The sequence below is a fragment of the Arthrobacter sp. HY1533 genome (assembly GCF_027568515.1).
Taxonomy (GTDB): domain Bacteria; phylum Actinomycetota; class Actinomycetes; order Actinomycetales; family Micrococcaceae; genus Specibacter.
On the sequence record NZ_JANKZF010000005.1, the window covers coordinates 227,693 to 244,643 of the forward strand.

Consider the following 16,951-nt stretch of genomic DNA (forward strand, 5'->3'; position numbering starts at 1 on the left):
TTTATCAAAGTAATGGCCGTTCGATATTGCATGCCACTCTTGCATAAACTTTGTCCTGACAATAAGATGTTACCGTTCAAGCATGAACACTCGAGCAGGGATCCGGCCTGTTCCCTGCGCGCAGCCTAAGGAGTATTCCGTGACAAATTCACTGAACCTGCCCATCGACCGCGCATCCCCCGTCCCTCTCTACCACCAAGTGGTAAAGGGCATCGAGGCCGCCATCACCAGCGGGGAACTGGAAGCTGGCTCAAAGCTCGAAAATGAGATCGATCTGGCCGCCTCATTGAACCTTTCGCGTCCCACCATGCGAAAAGCCATGGATGAATTGGTTCGGGCAGGGTTGCTGGTGCGCAAGCGGGGAGTGGGAACACAAGTTGTCTCCAGCCAGGTCCGGCGCTCCCTGGAGCTCTCCAGCCTCTTCGATGATCTCGTGCAACGTGGCGGGAAACCTTCCACGGAGGTTCTGACCTTTTCCCATCTGCAGGCAACGCCTGCCATCTGTGAAAAGCTGGCGCTGGCTCCGGGCTCCAAGGTTTACCACTTCACCCGCCTGCGCATGGTTGATGGCAAACCGCTGGCACTGATGGAGAACTGGGTGCGCGATGACATCGTCAAAATCGACGAGTCGACCCTTGCCGGCGAAGGCCTTTATGCCCTCTTGCGCACGGGCGGCGTCAATTTCCGCCTGGCAAAGCAAAGCATCGGCGCCGCGGTTGCCACCAAACACCAAGCCGGGCTCTTGGAGATTGATTCGGCTTCAGCCCTGGTCACCATGGAACGAACCGCCGTGGATGACAAGGGACGGAATGTAGAAACGGGCCAGCATGTCTACCGTGCCGATCAATACAGCTTTGAAATGACGCTGGTGCAACGCTAGCTGCCCCGACCAACAAAGGAATTCCATGACCACCTGGGTGTACCCCCTCGGCGCAGCACGCGATGGACTCTGGGATATCTCGCTGGGAACCAGCGATTCCCAGCTTCCCGCGGAAGGTTGGCAGCACACAGGGCTGAAGGTCGCCACGCTGGGAGCCAGTGACGCCGTCGAACTTGTTGCGGCCAACGAGGAAAGGCTCGTGATCCCGCTCAATGGCTCATTCACCGTCCTGGTGGATGGCACAGTCCATGAATTGGCTGGCAGGGCGAGTGTCTTCAGCGGACCTTCAGATGTGCTTTACGCCGGCATCGGGCAACACCTGCGCATCGAGTCGACGAGTGGCGGACGAGTGGCAGTGGCGACTGCCACGGCACAGAACAGCCACCCCGACCGCGTGATCGCCGCGGCAGAAATCCCCGTCGAGCTCCGCGGAGCGGGAAATTGCTCACGGCAGGTCCACAACTTCGGCACCCCCGCAGCCTTGCTGGCAGACCGTTTCATTGTCTGTGAGGTCATCACCCCGTCCGGCAACTGGTCCTCATACCCTCCCCACAAGCATGATGAGGAAAAGGACGGGGAGACTTCACTTGAAGAGATTTACTATTTCGAAACCCAAGTTGCCGCGGGCCATCCTGCACCGTCCGACGCCGACGCCATCGGCTACCAGCGCGTGTACGCCTCGGATGATCGGCCCATCGATATCAATGCCGAAGTCCGCACGGGCGACACTATCCTTGTCCCCTATGGCTGGCACGGGCCAGCAATTGCGGCACCAGGCTACGACCTGTACTACCTGAACGTCATGGCAGGTCCGGGACTGGTCAGGGAATGGCTCATCAGTGACGACCCCCACCACGGCTGGATTCGACAGACTTGGGATGACACGGCCATCGATCCGCGGCTCCCCTTCACCGGCTAGTACCGTGTCCGCATTGGCGTAGCTGGCTCCCAGCACACAAAGACAGGAAGATCCCGAGTTTCCTCGGGATCTTCCTGTCTTTGTTAATGTACCGTCAGCGTGCCGCCAGGCCCGCTGCTGCTGAGCCCCAGGACACGAGCCGGGCCCTGACATCGTCACGGGATTCCGTTGCGATCGCTTCCGCGTAAGCCTGCTCGATCAGATCGGCGATCATTATGCGCTCACCTTGGTTGGCTGCACTGACAACCGTCGCCTCCACCATGGCCAGGCTCATGATGTTGGCGTGGATCTCGTTCTGTGGGGTCGTGCCAAGTTCGATGGCCTCCCGGAACTCTTCGAGGGCGCCGGCCATTTGTTCGGGACCATCAACGATCCCACCCGGCGCAGGGTTCGGCGGGTCAACCTGGGGCGCGTTGTCGCCGTCCCACTTTGCCGCACCATGCTCGGCTTGGATGCGCCATGAACCATTCCACGAGGTGGACATGCCCGGGGTGGCCCGGCTTCCGGAATAGACGTACCGGGCACCCGAGGCAAGCTCGAACTCAGCTGCGGCGGAGGCGCAACCGGCAAACCAGCTCCACGAAGGATTCCAGGCGCTGCCGCGGACCGCCACCGGGACATCGTCGGTGATGTACCGCATTGCGTCGAAGTGGTGGATCGACATGTCGACAAGGAGGGGATGTTCCATCTGCTCGCGGAATCCAGGTTCGTGATCGGAATGGAAGAACTCAGTGGTGATGGTACTGATCTGGCCGAGGCCAGCCACAGAGTCGCGCAGGGCCCGAAGGTTGTTGAAGTAGCGACGCGACTGGCTGACCATGAGGAGCTTTCCGGTCACTTCGGCAAGCGCCACCTGCTGCAAAGCTTCCGGAAGCGTTCCTGAGATGGGCTTCTCGCACAGGACCGGCAGCCCGTGTCTGAGTGCGCTTTCGTTCACGGGTCGGTGCGCTTGCGGAACGGTGACGTTGATAACGGCGTGCGCTCCTGACTCGTCGGCGACGTCGGCAACTGACTCACCGATGATCACATCGCTGAGCCCCTCCTCGGAGGCAACACGGGCAGCCAGCTCAAGGTCCAAGTCGACGAGTCCGACGATTCTTGCCGTGGACGAATCTGCGAGCATGCGAATCCAGCTGCGGCCCATGGCGCCGGTACCGACGAGAACAACAGGGAGCGGGGCGGAAGCGCTCATGCGAGAACAGTCCGGATACCGTCGGTCAGGTCGACCATGGTGTCATCGTTTTCGCGCCCCTGGAAGAAGGTGCCCCGCTCGAAGTGGCGTCCCTGCGGAATGATGCGGGCTGGGCGGTCGGTGACCACCCAGTCAACGCCGTTTGCGATGACGTGCTGCACATCCGGGTGGTGGTAGACGGGGTAGTCCTGGTCGCCCGGGCTGAAGTAGAAGATCTTGCCGTTGCCGCGTCGGAATGTGCAGCCACTTCGGAAGACTTCGCCGCCAGTGAAGGAGCTGATGAAGACCAGCTCGTCGGGGGTTGGAATGTCGAACTGTTCGCCGTACATCTCCTGGCCGTCAATGACAATCGGGTTCGGGATGCCCTTGGCAATCGGGTGTGTGTGGTCAATTGTCCACACAAGTTCGCGCTCATTGTCGTTGCGCCACCGCAGGGAGCAGGTGGTGCCCATGAGCTTTTGAAAGAGCTTCGACTCGTGCCCTGAGTGCAGGACTACAAGGCCCATGCCGTCAAGCACTGCCCGGTGCACCCGTTCGACAATGGCGTCCTCGACTTCCTTGTGTGCGACGTGACCCCACCAAACCAGCACGTCCGTCCCATCGACAAGTTCCTGTGTCAGACCATGCTCGGGGTCATCCAGGGTCACCGTGGTGACGTCGGCATGGTCGCCGATGTAGCGCTCAATGCCGCCCTTGATCGCTCCATGCATCCCAGTCGGGTATCGTTCGGCGATCTCGGTGCTCATTTTCTCGTGGCGGTTCTCGCCCCATACAACTACCTTGATTGGCTGGGCCGAATCAGACGTGCGTGTCATTTGTATACCTTTTCTCTTTGTTTCATTTGCCGCACTGACCACTTGCAGCGGTTTTCATGGGTGTGTTGCTGGTTCAACCTGGCGATGTTTGGCCAGGTCATCCCTTGATCGCGCCGGACAGCCCGGCCTTGAACAGGTATTTGCGCACCAGCATGTACAGGATGGTTGGCGGGAGCATGTAAATAATGGCGGTGGCTGTGAGGAGACCCCAGTCGACTTGGTTGAATCCCGAGAATGCGCGGAACAAGCCAATGGACAGCGGATAGAGGTCCTGTGACTGGAGAAGGACCAACGGTGTGAGGAAGTCGCCCCATGCGCCAACGAAGGCAAACATCGCGGCGGCACCAAACGTCGGACCGACGACCGGAAATACGATCCGGATGACAGCTGCCACACGCGAGCTGCCGTCTACCCATGCGGCCTCTTCAATTTCCAGCGGCACATTGTCGACGGCGGATTTCATCTGCCACAGGGTCAACGGCAGGAGAGCGGCGGCTTCCACCAGAATCAGGCCCAGCAACGAGTTGTTCAGATGCATCTTGGTCATCATCAGGTACAGCGGAACGATCGTCGCAGTTGGCGGAACCACACGGATGAGCAGGACGAAGAACATGAAAAAGCGTCGGCCCCGGAATCGGAAACGAGAGAGGGCGTATCCGCCAATAAAGCCCAGGAGCATCGTCAACACGGTGGCTCCGATGGCAATGATGAGGCTGTTGCGGAGAAGCCGCAAGGTGCCTGCCTCGGTGACGAGCTTGACGTAGTGGTCCACGGTGAAAGTGGGCCATTGGAGAATATTGCCGGCCTGGCTGTCCACCGACGTCGCAATGAGCCATCCGAAGGGAATGATGCAAAACACTGCCAGGGCGGTGATTAGCACGTACTGAAGTGCGCGGCTAACCACCGTGGTGCCTCGCAGTTTTCGCCGAACAGTCGCAGTCTCGGAGGCCCGGCTGGGCTTCACATCGGTTTTCGTGACGGTGGTCATGTCAGACCTCAACTTTCGCAACTCGGACGTAGGTCAGCCCGAGGATCAAAACGATCACAAGCATGATGACGGAGGCGGCGCTGCCCAACCCGATCTGGGAGAACTGGAATGCTCTATCGAAGATGAAAAGGGCCACCAGTTGGGTGTCTCCGCCGGGGCCGCCCTGGGTGAGGAAGTAGACCAGGCCGAAGATGCCAGCGGTCGTGATGGCGGTCAACAGCAAATAGAGGAACACCGGCCCGCGGATCAGGGGCAGGGTGACCACCCTAAATATTTGGAGCGCTGACGCCCCATCGATGCGCGCTGCTTCGATCAGCTCGTCAGGGACGTCTTCAAGCGCCGCCTGAAACATGATCATGGCGAATGCGATTCCGCGCCAGATGTTGATGACAATGATGGATATCAAGGCGTATTGCTGGAGCCAGGCGACGGCGCCCATCCCGAACAGGTGGGTAATCATGTTCACCGTTCCCTCGGGTCCGGAATAGAGCATGCTCGCCCAAGCCAGGGATGCGACGACCTCCGGAACAACCATGGGCATGACGATCGCGGCACCGAAGATGCCTTTGGCACGCATCCACTTGTTCTTGAGCAGCAAGGCAGAGATCATGCCGAGCGCCGTTTGCCCGATGATGGCAGACAAGGCGATGAATATGCCTGTCTTGCCAAGCGAGGACAGAAAATCGCCGTTTCCCAGCAGATATTTGAAATTGTCCAGCCCGATAAACTTCGGATTCCGTGCTTCGAACCCCAGAAGCGTGGTGTTGGTGAGGCTGAGGTAAAAGGCATAGATCACGGGCGCGACGACGAACACACCAATCAGCAGGGCCGACGGGCCAAGCATCAGCAACAGGAGCCGAGCGTTTCTACGGTTTTTCAATTTGTGGCGCGGAAGGCGTCCCGCCAGGGTGATACCAGCACTATTGGTACTCATGAAGCTTTCCTTGCTGCTTGGCTTGGCCAAGCGTTGGTTTTCCAGCACGGTGCCCTGTCGCGATCTTGGCCGCTTCTGGGCAGGACGCGAGCACCTCGCTTTAATCTGCACTTGCCTTCACGGCAAGTCGTCTCCGTCAGCCGGCGATCACTATTTCCGGCGTGGTTCGTGCGGTGGGCCCTGGCTTGCACCAGGGCCCACCTGATTGACCTAGTTGACCTTGGTCGGGCCAAGCAAGTCAGTCGCCTGCTTCACGAAGGTTGACGTTGCCTCGGAGCCACTGGCACCGTTGAGAATGTCTTCGGTTGCCTTTTGGACAGCCATCGAGATCTGGTCGACCCCGTCCGCGTACGGTACGGTGACGGCCTTGGTGAGCTGCGCCTCTGCTTCGAGCAGTTGTGGCTCATTTGAATAGGGAGCCACACTGTCAAGACCGCTTCGAGGGGAGACGGCGCCGACGGCGACGAGCTGGTTCGCAAGAGCCTCGTCCGAAGACATCCACTGGATGAACTTCACAGACGCATCCGCGTACTTCGTCTTGGCAGTGACTGCCCACGAGAAGCCAGGTGCTGTCGTCACGTACGGAGAACCGCTCGCGTCCAGCGCCGGGAAGTTCCAGGTCGAAACCTTGGACGTCAGGTCCTCAATGGGGGCGGATCCCGAGGGACCCCAGTCATACTTCCAACCCCACGATCCTTGACCGGCAACCGGGATGGATCCGTCCACGAAACCCTTGTACTTCGTTGCAATCCACGGGTTCGGGTTCTGCAGGTCCTGCACAGGCAGCAGTTTGTCTTGAGTCAGTTTTGCGAACAGGTCGAACGATGCTGCGACGCCTTCGTTCTTCACATCCCACTTGCCAGTTGATTCGTCGAAGAACTTGCCGTCAGTTCCGGCGACGATGTTGCCGAATCCCTCGGCCCAACTGCCTCCGCCCCATGCAGTTCCTGCCGGGAGCGTAATGGCAGGGCCGCCTGTGGCCGCGGAGATCTTCTGGAGTCGGCCAATGAGCTCATCCCAGGTCTTTGGCTGCGAAGTATCGATGCCAAGCTTTGTCAGGACATCTTTACGGTAGAACAAGCTCTGGACACCCATCTCATGAGGGAGAGCGTAGGTCTTGCCATCAGCAGCTTTCGCTGCAGCCTTGGTGATCGGGAAAAAGGACTCCCAGCCGGGCCACTTGGCGAGGTAGTCATCGAGCGGGAGAAGGTAGCCCGCTCCGGCATATCCACTCATTCCGGCACTGTTCATGTCCACGACATCGGGAGCTGTGCCGGCGTTGTACTGCTGGGTGATCTTGGTGCTGAACTGGGCGTCGGTCAGAATATCCGTCTCCAACTTCACGGTTATTTTCTGTCCCTGCTTGGCCATGGCGGCCTCGAATGCAGGAATCTCCGCCTTGATCGCGTCAGCGCGGACCTGCTGATGCGCCAGGACTGTAATGGTGGCGGGACCGTCTGCCGGCGCTTCTGCAGCGCAACTGGACAACCCGGTGGCCATGAGCACTCCGCCAGCGGTCAACGCAACCGCCGAAAGGATTCGATTTCGAATCATGATGGGCCTCTCGACTCGACACGCGGCCACGTTGCCGTCTGGATGGCGAGCTTTGATTGTTGAGCCTACCCGGACTTAGTCCTGACAACAATACATTTCAAGCAAGAATTTTTGGGGCATCGGAGCTGCCTGGGTTTCATCGTTCTCGGGATCTGGTGTATCCAGACTGCTTTGCAGCCGCTTTGCATTGTCTCAAACTCGATCGGGCCCCAACCGCTCCAAACGACGCCGTGGGCGCTTGCTGTGGCACGTTTTCTCGATTCATGTCCCGATTGCCGGGCGCAACTCCTGCCCCGGGGCTCATCGTTCCCGCTCAACCAGGTTCTCCGGCAGCAGCGCGAAGCACGACTGCATGGCGGCGTTGTCGGCGTTGACTCAGCCGCTATTGGCCGGTTGGGGCTGAGACAGCTGGGCGCCCGCGCCGTGCTTCTCGCATTTGAAGTCCGAAAAGCAACGCAATGGTTTACCGCCATGCATGACGGAACGGACCACCGTGATGAAGTACATGGCTCTTGGTCCAACCGGCGCCGAATCGACACCAACGATCGGGGACTCCCGGCAGCACCGGCCCGGGACATTGCCAAGAATATCCCGGGCAAGCAGCGTCAGAAGAAAAGCAAGCAAACTGTCCCACAAACTAGAGGGCCTCAGCACCCCGGACGGCAGGTGCGTTGGGTCGCTCTCATGGGGACTCGGCCTTCACGCTGTTGGTGCCGCGAAGGTAAGGCAAAGGATCCGCGCCAACTGGCGATTTCCCGTGCCATCTCGTTGCTTGCCTTCCAATTTGCGGAACCAGGGTGTCCGGGCCGGCCAGGTCCAACTGCCTGCCCAGGGCCTGATCAGGGGCTTCCGCACCACCAGTCCGCTCAGATCAATGCATCCTCGGGCATTTGCTGCCGACCTTGGTGACCGGTCCATGATGGCCGGATTGCCTGCAAGACTGCTCACTGGGCACGAGCCGGGCGGGAGCGAATGTTGGCACCGGCGAAACGGGTCCAGTCCCCCACCTCGATGGGAAGCCCGAACCCGCAACGGCTTCGGGGACGCCGCAACCACACAATCGATCCCGGCCTCCCGCAAGTACCAGGCAAGATCGTCCCCGGCTGGGCCAGACTCGTGCACGACCTTCACGGGTGGCTGGAAGCGGCGACGCCGGTCCGGGATCGCCGCCGGGCTTGGATCCGCGCCGGTCCTCACCAGTTCTCAGGATTCAGGATTCAGGACTGAGGGCACAAGCAAGCACGGAAGTCGCGAAACTGAAGGCCCCCGAATCACCAGACTCCTAGACGACGAACGCCTGGGCCTGGACGGCCACGGCGGCAGCGCCGCGGGCCCATTCTGTGAAGTCCGCGGAGGCCACGCGCAGCGTGACGGGGGCGGCTTCAGGGTCCCGGTCGGCGGCGAGCGCAGCCAGCACAGTGCCTTCGGTCGCGGCAAACAGTTCCACGCCTTCGCCGCCCAGCACCACGGTGTTGGCCATGGCCAGGTTTGCCGCAAGTGCGATGAGCCTCCCCAGCGCCCTTCCGGCCGATTCGAAGACGGCCCCGGCTACCCGGTTGCCTTCCGCTGCCAGCTCCAGGGCCCGGCGATAGTTGACTGATTCACCCGTTGCCGCCGAAATCTGCGCGCAGATGGAGGGGATGGAAAGCATGGCGGTGGAGCATCCCCGGTGACCCTCCATGCACAGCGGTCCGTTGGGGTCCAGCGGAATGTGCCCGCCAAGGCCCAGGCCCGTGTCTGGCGTGCGGACCACGTGGTTGCCGATGGCCAGGCCGTAGCCAACGCCGGCCCCCACCGTGATGACGGCAAAGTGCGCGGTGTCCTTCCCCGCCCCAAACCACTGCTCGGCGGCGACCAGCGCAGTGACGTCGTTGTCCACCACCACGGGCAGTTCCAGCCTCGTGGCCAAAAGTTCCCCGAGCGGGATGTCACTCCAGCCCAGGAACGGCGCCCGGTGCACCACACCATCGGGCCTGACCTGCCCACCAAGGGACACCCCAACCCCGGAGAGTTCAACCCCCGCGGCGAAACTGAGCTGTCCGGCAAGCTCCGCAATCCCGTCCACCACGGTGCCGGGATCCGTGGCGGCCAGGGGCAAGGACGCCTCGGCAAGGATCGTCGCCCGCAGGTCTGTCAGCACCGCCTGCAGCAGGTCCCCGGCCACCTTGACTCCCACAAAATGGGCGCCGCCGCTGCGCACATCCAGCAGCCGCACCGGCCTGCCCACGGTGCCGTCGGCCACCAGCTCGCCCTCAACCAGGATGCCGGCGTCGATCAGCGGCTTGCCCAGGCGGGTCAGGCTGGCAATGCTCAGGCTCATTTCCTGGGCCAGCTCCGCACGGGAAACGGGGCCGCGAACCAACACCAGCCTGGCCAATTCGAGGGCGGAATCTGCGAGCGCAGCCGGATTCCGTCGCTGCCCGGCATGGAGTGCCGACTGGGGGTAGACAGTGTTCATGGTCAACAGTTTATTGCAGGATGAACATAATGCCAGCCTCCAAGCCACGCATGCAGCCATTCTGGTCACGCAAAGTGACCCTTGACACGGTAATTACTTTCGCGGTAAAACTAATCCATGAGCACAACCCGCACACACCTCCCCGCACAGGCCCAGCTGCACCGCGGCGGAACCTCGGTCATCGTCGACTTCACAACCGCGGGAATGCCCGCCATCATCCATTGGGGCCCGGCCACCGGCGTCCTCTCCCCCGCCGAACTGGAATCGCTTGCAGTGGCTGCCCGTCCGCAGCGCGTCTCCGGCGGCATCGACTTTCCCGCCCGCCTGACCATCCTCCCGCAGGAGGTCTTCGGCTGGCAGGGCTCCCCCGCACTCGTAGGCCAGCGCGCCGCCGGAGGTTGGGCTTCGGCCCTGGGCACGACGGCGGTCCTCGCGACCGACTCTGCCCTCACCATCACCGCCGAAGACCACTCCAACGGATTGGCCCTGGCCACCGAGCTCGAGCTGACCGCATCCGGCGTGCTGCGACAGCGCCACACCCTGAGCAACACCGGGGACACGGACTACCAGCTGCACCGCCTCACGGCCGTGTTCCCGCTGCCTGCCTCGGCAACCACCGTGCAGGACTCCACCGGCCGCCACCTGAAGGAACGCACCGCCCAGCGGCGCCCGCTGACGGTCGGCGCCCATGTCCGCGAGAGCCGCCGCGGCCGCCCCGGGGCCGATGCCACGCTGCTGATGTTGGCAGGAACGGACAGCTTCGGCTTCCGCAGCGGCCTGGTCCACGGCGTGCACTCCGCCTGGAGCGGCAACCACAGCTTCTCTGCCGAACGCACCATCACGAGCGAGAACTTCCTGACTGCCGGTGAGCTGCTGCTGCCAGGCGAAGTGGTCCTGGCCCCCGGCGCAAGCCACACCACCCCGTGGGCCCTAGGCTCCTGGGGAAACGGCCTGGACGAACTCTCGGCCCGCTTCCACGAAGACCTGCGCGCCCGTGCCCATCACCCCAAGCGCCCGCGGCCCGTCACCCTCAACACCTGGGAGGCCGTGTACTTTGACCACGACCTTGCCACCCTGAAAAGTCTTGCCGACAAGGCTGCGAGTGTCGGCGTCGAACGCTTTGTGCTGGACGACGGCTGGTTCCTGGGCCGCCGCGATGACACCGCCGGATTGGGAGACTGGTTCGTCGACGCCGCGGTCTGGCCCGACGGCCTGGGCCCGATCGTGAACCACGTGCGAGGGCTGGGCATGGAGTTCGGCCTGTGGTTTGAACCCGAAATGGTCAACCCCGACAGCGAACTGGCGCGCAACCACCCCGACTGGATCCTGCACACCGAAGGCCGCTGGCCCGTGTCCGCACGCCAGCAGCAGGTGCTCAACCTGGCCCACCCGGACTGCTTCGACTACCTCCTGGCCCGCATCGACGCCATCGTGGCGCAATACCCCATCAGCTACATCAAGTGGGACCACAACCGCGACCTCCTGGACGCCTCCGACCCCCGCTCCGGCACCCCGGCAGTCCGCGAGTCAACGCTGGCCCTCTACCGCCTGCTGGCCGAACTGAAGCTCCGCCACCCGGGCCTCGAAATTGAAAGCTGCGCCTCGGGCGGCGCCCGCGTGGACCTGGGCATCCTGGACTACACGGACCGGATCTGGACCAGCGACTGCATCGATCCCCTGGAGCGCCTGGACAACCAGGCCAACACGGGCCTGCTTGTCCCCTACGAACTCATGGGCGCACACATTGGCGGGCCCAAGTCGCACTCAACACGCCGCCAACACAGCCTGGGCTTCATGGCCCGCACCGCCATCTTTGGCCACTTCGGCATCGAATGGGACATCTCCACCATCAGCGCCGCAGACACTGCCGAGCTGGCCGGCTGGGTGGCCTTCCACAAGGCCAACCGCGAGCTGTTCCACGCAGGTGTCAGCGTCCACGCCGACCTGCCCGACCCTGCCCTTGACCTGCGTGGCGTCGTGGCCCGCGACGGCGGCCGGGCCGTTTACTCACTGACCCAGCGCACCGCATCCACCACCTACCCCTCGGGCCGCATCACGCTGCCGGGCCTGGTGCCGGGCACCCTGTATCGTGTCCGGCTCTCCGAGCCGCTCAATGACGACGTCGGCAACGGCCAGTCGCCGCTGGAATGGGCACATTCCGAGACCATCCTCTCCGGCCGGCTGCTTGCCGCCACCGGCCTGCAGTCACCCGTACTCTTCCCCGAACAAGCCGTTTTGATCACCGTTGATCAGGCCAACTAAGGAGTTCCCATGAATTACAAGAAAGCTTCCGGCCCGCCGGCCGTGCCCAAAACCGTCAGGCGCCTGCTCTCCGGTGCCGCCGTCTTGGCCCTGGCCGCAACGCTGGCCGGCTGCGGCACAGCCGGCGACGGCCGCGTCAAGCTCGACTTCTTTCAGTTCAAGCCCGAAGCCGTTGCCCAGTTCGACAAAATTGTGGCCGATTTTGAGTCCGCAAATCCGGGGATCGACGTGGTCATCAACAACGTCCCCGATCCGGACACCGCCATCCGCACGCTGCTGGTCAAGGACAAGACACCGGATGTCATGACCCTGAACGGCAACGGCAACTTCGGCGACCTGTCGAAGGCCTGCGTTTTCGCGGACCTTTCCGATCAACCGTCAGCGAAGCGGATCATCCCCTCCGTTCAGGACATCCTCAACGGCCTGGGCACCTGCCACGGCAACGAGACCAACGGCCTGCCGTTTGCCAACAACGCCAGCGGTGTCCTCTACAACCCGGACATCTTCGCCAAGTACGGCGTGCAAGTTCCGCAAACCTGGGACGAGTTCATTGCCGCCGCCGACACCTTCAAGGCCAACGGCGTCGATCCTTTCTACATAACGTTGAAGGACGCCTGGACGGTGCTGCCCTCCTACGTCAACCTTGCCGGCAACCTCATGCCAGCGGACTTCTTTGACGACGTGCGCTCGGCCGGATGGACACCCGCCACCGGGCAGTTCAGCTTCGAAAAGAACGGCAGCGAGGCCGCCACGAAACTTGCCAAGCTGTTCAGCTACGCCCAGCCCGGCGCCGAAAGCGCCGGCTACAACGACGGCAATGCGGCGTTTGGTGCAGGCAAGTCGGCCATGTACCTGCAGGGCAGCTTCGCCATCCCGGCCATCCGGGCGGCGAACCCCGACGCGAAGATCAAATCCTTCCCCTACCCCACCACCAACGATCCCGCCAAGAACACCCTGGTCTCCGGTGTGGACGTGACACTCGCCATTGGCAAGGACACCAAGCACCCCGCCGAGGCCAGGAAGTTCGTGGACTACCTGATGTCCCCGGCCGTCCTGGACTACTACGCCGCGGCGCAGTCATCCCTGACACCCGTCAGCGACGCCGCACCCAGCACCGACCCGGCTTTGGCCGGCATGCAGGGATTCTTCAACGACGGGCGCGTCATTGGCTACTTTGACCACCACGTGCCGCCCAGCATTCCCCTGGCACCGCTCCTGCAGCAGTTTGTCCTTGACGGCAAGCAGCCGGAATTCCTGAGCCGCATGGACCACGAATTTGAGAAGGTCGCCGCCCGCACCATCACCAAGAAAGATCAATGATCATGACCACAACCGCCAGGGCAATGAAGCCCCGCAGCACGGCCGGACTGCAACGCCGTCGCCCCTCCCGGGCACACAAGACGTTCTATTGGATGGTGGTTCCGGCACTGGTCCTGTTCGTCATCCTGCACACACTGCCCACCCTGACGGGCATGTTCTTCAGCTTCACCAACTACGCCGGCTACGGCGAGTGGGACTTTGTGGGACTGTCCAACTACCTGAACCTGTTCAAGGATGATCGGATCATGGCCTCCTACGGGTTCACGTTCCTCTTCGCGGTCACCACCACCATTGTGGTGAACGTGGGCGCCCTGTTCATCGCCATCCTGCTCAATTCCAAGATCAAGTTCCAAACAACATTCCGCGGGATCTTCTTCATCCCCAACATCCTCTCGGTGCTCATTGTTGGCTACGTCTTCAACTACCTGATCTCCAACAACCTGCCCCTCATCGGCCAGGCCCTGGGCATCAAGTGGCTCTCCACCTCGATCCTGGCCAACCCCGACCTGGCCTGGGTGGGCATTGTGGGCGTGACGGCATGGCAGTCCATCGCTTTTAGCGTCATCATCTACCTGGCCGGGCTGCAGACAGTGCCCGGGGAGCTCTATGAGGCGGCAAGCCTGGACGGGGCCTCGCCCTGGCGCCAGTTCTGGTCCATCACCTTCCCGCTCATCTCCGGCTTCTTCACCATCAACATGGTGCTGGCGCTCAAGGGCCTGCTGCAGGCATTCGACCAGATTGTGGCCCTGACCAACGGCGGTCCCGGCACCTCCACCGAATCGGTGGCCATGGTCATCTACCGCGGCGGCTTCCAAGGCGGCGAATACGGCTACCAAATGGCCAACTCCGTGGTGTACCTGGTGGTCATTGTGGTGCTTTCCCTACTGCAGCTGCGCGTCCTGTCGCGCAAGGAGGCTGATTTCTCATGAGCACTCTCACCACCCCCGCAAAGCCCGCCGCCGGCACCCCGGCCAAGCCCCGGCGTCGTACCTCCGTCAACATCCCCCTGACAATCCTGGTGGCAGTGCTGTCCCTGACGGTGCTGATCCCCCTGTACTTCACCATTGTCACGGCGTTGAAGTCCCCGGACCAGCTCAACGGCAACGGCCTGGCCCTGCCCACCAGCCTGCACCTGGAAAACTTCTCCAACGCGTGGAAGCTGACCAATTTCCCCAACGCCCTGCTGATCTCCGGCATCGTGACTGTGGCCGCGGTGATCCTGACAATCCTGACCAACTCGCTGGTGGCCTACGCGATTGCCCGGAACATGCACCGCCCGTTCTTCAAGGCCCTGTACTACTTCTTCATCGCGGCCCTGTTTGTGCCGTTCCCCATCATCATGCTGCCCGTCACCAAGGAAATGGCCGTGCTGGGCCTGGACAACCCCGTGGGCCTGTTCCTGCTGTACACGGTGTACGGCCTGAGCTTCAACATCTTTGTCTACACGGCCTTCATCAAGTCCATCCCGGCCGAGCTGGAGGAAGCAGCCATCATGGACGGCGCCAGCGTGTGGACCACCTTCCGCAAGGTCATCTTCCCCATCCTGACGCCCATCAACGCCACCGTGGGCATCCTGACCTGCCTGTGGGCGTGGAACGACTTCCTGCTGCCGCTGGTGATTCTCTCCGACCCCAACACCCGCACCCTGCCCCTGGTGCAGTACGTCTTCCAGGGCCAGTTCAACACCGATTACACAACAGCCTTTGCTTCCTACCTCATGGCCATGGCACCGTTGCTGTTGGTATACCTGTTTGCCCAGCGCTGGGTCATCTCCGGCGTCATGAGAGGATCCATCAAGTAATGACTGAATTGCACCTTTCCGGCGACGGCGCCGCCCCCTCCGTCCATCCCGACGCCAATTGGTGGCGCCAGGCCGCCGTCTACCAGATCTACCCCCGGTCGTTTGCCGATTCGAACGGCGACGGCATGGGCGACCTCCCCGGCGTCACGGCCCGCATGGGGTACCTGTCAGAGCTCGGCATCGATGCGATCTGGCTCAGCCCGTTCTACCCGTCGGCGCTGGCCGACGGCGGCTACGACGTTGACGACTACCGCAACGTCGATCCGCGGCTCGGCTCCCTGGACGACTTTGACGCCATGGTGGCTTCCGCCCACGCGGCCGGCATCCGGGTCATCGTGGACGTTGTGCCCAACCACTCCTCCAACCGGCACGAGTGGTTCAAGGCCGCCCTGGCCTCCGCCCCCGGTTCACCGGAGCGCGCCCGCTACCAGTTCTTCGACGGGCTGCCGGACGGCAAGGGGGACGACGGCGGCCTGCCGCCGTCGGACTGGCCCTCCCACTTTGGCGGCCCCGCCTGGACCCGCGTGGTGGAGACGGCCGGCCCTCGGGCGGGTTCCTTGGGACAGTGGTACCTGCACCTGTTCGCCACCGAGCAGCCCGACTTCAACTGGGACCACCCCGAGGTCCGCGAGGACTTCCACACCACCCTGCGCTTCTGGGCCGACCGCGGCGTGGACGGTTTCCGCGTGGATGTTGCGCACGGCCTGGCGAAGGACATGTCGCTGCCGCTGCGCTCCAAGCCCGCGCTGAAGATCCTGGTGGACGACGGCACCGACCCGCTGTTTGACCGCGACGACGTGCATGAAATCTTTGCCGGCTGGCGCACGGTGCTCAACGAATACGATCCGCCCAGGGCCGCCGTAGCCGAGGCCTGGGTTCCATTCACGGAACGCCGGCTGAAATACGCCCGGCCCACGGAGCTGGGCCAGGCGTTCAACTTCGACCTCCTCGAGGCCCCGTTCTCGGCCGACGACTTCCGCTCCATCGCCGAGAAGTGCCTGTCCGAGGCCGAGGCGTCGGGCGCGTCGTCCACGTGGGTGTTCTCCAACCACGACGTCATCCGCCATGCCTCCCGCTACGCCCTCCCGGACGGCAGCACCCCGGAGGACCTCAATGCGTGGTTGATGGCCGACGGCGCCACCCCCGTTCCCGACGTGGCGCGCGGTGTGCGCCGGGCCCGGGCCGCGACGCTGTTCATGCTGGGCCTGCCCGGCTCGGCCTACCTGTACCAGGGCGAGGAACTGGGCCTGTTGGAGGTCGCTGACCTGCCCCGCGAATCGCTGCAGGACCCCACCTGGTTCCGCACGCTGAACACCATCAAGGGCCGCGACGGCTGCCGCGTGCCGCTGCCCTGGACTTCCACAGATGCGAACTTCGGCTTCGGTGGCACGCCGTGGCTGCCGCAGCCCGAATGGTTTGGCCCGCTGGCGGCGGGGGCACAGGACGGTGTGGCCGGCTCAACCCTGGAGCTGTACCGTGCTGCCCTGAAGCTGCGCCGCGAGTTGCAGGCGGAAGAGTCGCTTCAGTGGCTCGCATCCGCGTCCCCCGAGGTCGTCAGCTACCGCCGACCCAACGGCTGGCAGGTGGTCACCAACTTCGGTGCCGTGCCCGCACAGCTGCCGGCCGGCGTCGACCTGTCCAAGCTGGTGCTCAGCTCCGGCGGGGCAGCGGCCGGGGAATTCGACACAGAAATGATCGCCCCGGAATCAACCCTCTGGTTCGCCCCCTAAGGACGCTCCCTCACTTCTGGGCCCCTTTCCTCAAACGCTCCCTCACTTCTAGGCCCCCTTCCTCAAACGCTCCCTCACTTCTGGGCGCAAATTCACAG

The 16,951-nt window shown here is 62.8% G+C and carries 13 protein-coding genes; 7 read left to right on the forward strand and 6 right to left on the reverse strand.

The window, feature by feature from the left end:
* Positions 1-139: 139 nt before the first annotated feature.
* On the forward strand, positions 140-880 hold the full coding sequence (locus tag PCK14_RS05830; protein ID WP_269937527.1) for a GntR family transcriptional regulator: 741 nt from the start codon (positions 140-142) through the stop codon (positions 878-880).
* Positions 881-905: 25 nt separating this feature from the next.
* Complete coding sequence (gene iolB, locus PCK14_RS05835) at positions 906-1,799, forward strand: 5-deoxy-glucuronate isomerase (protein ID WP_269937528.1); 894 nt, start codon at positions 906-908, stop codon at positions 1,797-1,799.
* A gap of 94 nt (positions 1,800-1,893) precedes the next feature.
* On the opposite strand, the gene PCK14_RS05840 is transcribed toward iolB, so the two are convergent.
* From PCK14_RS05840 to PCK14_RS05865, 6 genes are all read right to left on the reverse strand, one after another.
* The gene (locus PCK14_RS05840) at positions 1,894-2,991 is read right to left on the reverse strand and encodes a Gfo/Idh/MocA family protein (RefSeq protein ID WP_269937529.1); all 1,098 of its coding nucleotides are present in this window, start codon (positions 2,989-2,991) and stop codon (positions 1,894-1,896) included.
* A complete protein-coding gene (locus PCK14_RS05845; protein WP_269937530.1) occupies positions 2,988-3,806 on the reverse strand; it encodes a ThuA domain-containing protein in 819 nt (272 codons plus the stop codon). The genes PCK14_RS05840 and PCK14_RS05845 overlap by 4 nt, the downstream gene beginning before the upstream one ends.
* A 97-nt stretch (positions 3,807-3,903) precedes the next feature.
* On the reverse strand, positions 3,904-4,794 hold the full coding sequence (locus tag PCK14_RS05850) for a carbohydrate ABC transporter permease (protein WP_269937531.1): 891 nt from the start codon (positions 4,792-4,794) through the stop codon (positions 3,904-3,906).
* 1 nt (position 4,795) lies between these two features.
* Positions 4,796-5,728: a carbohydrate ABC transporter permease gene (locus tag PCK14_RS05855; protein WP_269937532.1), complete on the reverse strand. Its 933-nt coding sequence runs from the start codon at positions 5,726-5,728 to the stop codon at positions 4,796-4,798.
* Between the two features lie 210 nt (positions 5,729-5,938).
* Positions 5,939-7,228, reverse strand: a complete 1,290-nt coding sequence (locus PCK14_RS05860; protein ID WP_269937533.1) for an ABC transporter substrate-binding protein — start codon at positions 7,226-7,228, stop codon at positions 5,939-5,941.
* Positions 7,229-8,564: 1,336 nt separating this feature from the next.
* Entirely contained in the window at positions 8,565-9,740 is a 1,176-nt protein-coding gene (locus PCK14_RS05865; RefSeq protein ID WP_269937534.1) for an ROK family transcriptional regulator, read from the reverse strand.
* 117 nt (positions 9,741-9,857) lie between these two features.
* Here PCK14_RS05865 and PCK14_RS05870 point away from each other — a divergent pair, with 117 nt between their 5' ends.
* From PCK14_RS05870 to PCK14_RS05890, 5 genes are read left to right on the forward strand one after another with little or no spacing between them, the layout of a single operon-like run.
* Positions 9,858-12,002 carry an alpha-galactosidase gene (locus PCK14_RS05870; RefSeq protein WP_269937535.1) on the forward strand — a complete coding sequence of 715 codons (2,145 nt, stop codon included), beginning with the start codon at positions 9,858-9,860 and terminating at the stop codon, positions 12,000-12,002.
* Positions 12,003-12,011: 9 nt separating this feature from the next.
* Complete coding sequence (locus tag PCK14_RS05875; RefSeq protein ID WP_269937536.1) at positions 12,012-13,322, forward strand: ABC transporter substrate-binding protein; 1,311 nt, start codon at positions 12,012-12,014, stop codon at positions 13,320-13,322.
* Positions 13,323-13,324: 2 nt separating this feature from the next.
* Entirely contained in the window at positions 13,325-14,251 is a 927-nt protein-coding gene (locus PCK14_RS05880; RefSeq protein WP_442864674.1) for a carbohydrate ABC transporter permease, read from the forward strand.
* The gene (locus PCK14_RS05885; RefSeq protein ID WP_269937538.1) at positions 14,248-15,123 is read left to right on the forward strand and encodes a carbohydrate ABC transporter permease; all 876 of its coding nucleotides are present in this window, start codon (positions 14,248-14,250) and stop codon (positions 15,121-15,123) included. The genes PCK14_RS05880 and PCK14_RS05885 overlap by 4 nt, the downstream gene beginning before the upstream one ends.
* The gene (locus tag PCK14_RS05890) at positions 15,123-16,853 is read left to right on the forward strand and encodes a glycoside hydrolase family 13 protein (RefSeq protein ID WP_269937539.1); all 1,731 of its coding nucleotides are present in this window, start codon (positions 15,123-15,125) and stop codon (positions 16,851-16,853) included. The genes PCK14_RS05885 and PCK14_RS05890 overlap by 1 nt, the downstream gene beginning before the upstream one ends.
* The last annotated feature ends 98 nt before the right edge of the window (positions 16,854-16,951 follow it).

Excerpts from the sequence above, each read along its gene's own strand:
- iolB (WP_269937528.1), top strand. The coding sequence starts at position 906 with ATGACCACCTGGGTGTACCCCCTCGGCGCAGCACGCGATGGACTCTGG.
- PCK14_RS05840 (WP_269937529.1), bottom strand. The coding sequence starts at position 2,991 with ATGAGCGCTTCCGCCCCGCTCCCTGTTGTTCTCGTCGGTACCGGCGCC.
- PCK14_RS05845 (WP_269937530.1), bottom strand. The coding sequence starts at position 3,806 with ATGACACGCACGTCTGATTCGGCCCAGCCAATCAAGGTAGTTGTATGG.
- PCK14_RS05850 (WP_269937531.1), bottom strand. The coding sequence starts at position 4,794 with ATGACCACCGTCACGAAAACCGATGTGAAGCCCAGCCGGGCCTCCGAG.
- PCK14_RS05855 (WP_269937532.1), bottom strand. The coding sequence starts at position 5,728 with ATGAGTACCAATAGTGCTGGTATCACCCTGGCGGGACGCCTTCCGCGC.
- PCK14_RS05860 (WP_269937533.1), bottom strand. The coding sequence starts at position 7,228 with ATGGCCACCGGGTTGTCCAGTTGCGCTGCAGAAGCGCCGGCAGACGGT.
- PCK14_RS05865 (WP_269937534.1), bottom strand. The coding sequence starts at position 9,740 with ATGAACACTGTCTACCCCCAGTCGGCACTCCATGCCGGGCAGCGACGG.
- PCK14_RS05870 (WP_269937535.1), top strand. The coding sequence starts at position 9,858 with ATGAGCACAACCCGCACACACCTCCCCGCACAGGCCCAGCTGCACCGC.
- PCK14_RS05875 (WP_269937536.1), top strand. The coding sequence starts at position 12,012 with ATGAATTACAAGAAAGCTTCCGGCCCGCCGGCCGTGCCCAAAACCGTC.
- PCK14_RS05880 (WP_442864674.1), top strand. The coding sequence starts at position 13,325 with ATGACCACAACCGCCAGGGCAATGAAGCCCCGCAGCACGGCCGGACTG.
- PCK14_RS05885 (WP_269937538.1), top strand. The coding sequence starts at position 14,248 with ATGAGCACTCTCACCACCCCCGCAAAGCCCGCCGCCGGCACCCCGGCC.
- PCK14_RS05890 (WP_269937539.1), top strand. The coding sequence starts at position 15,123 with ATGACTGAATTGCACCTTTCCGGCGACGGCGCCGCCCCCTCCGTCCAT.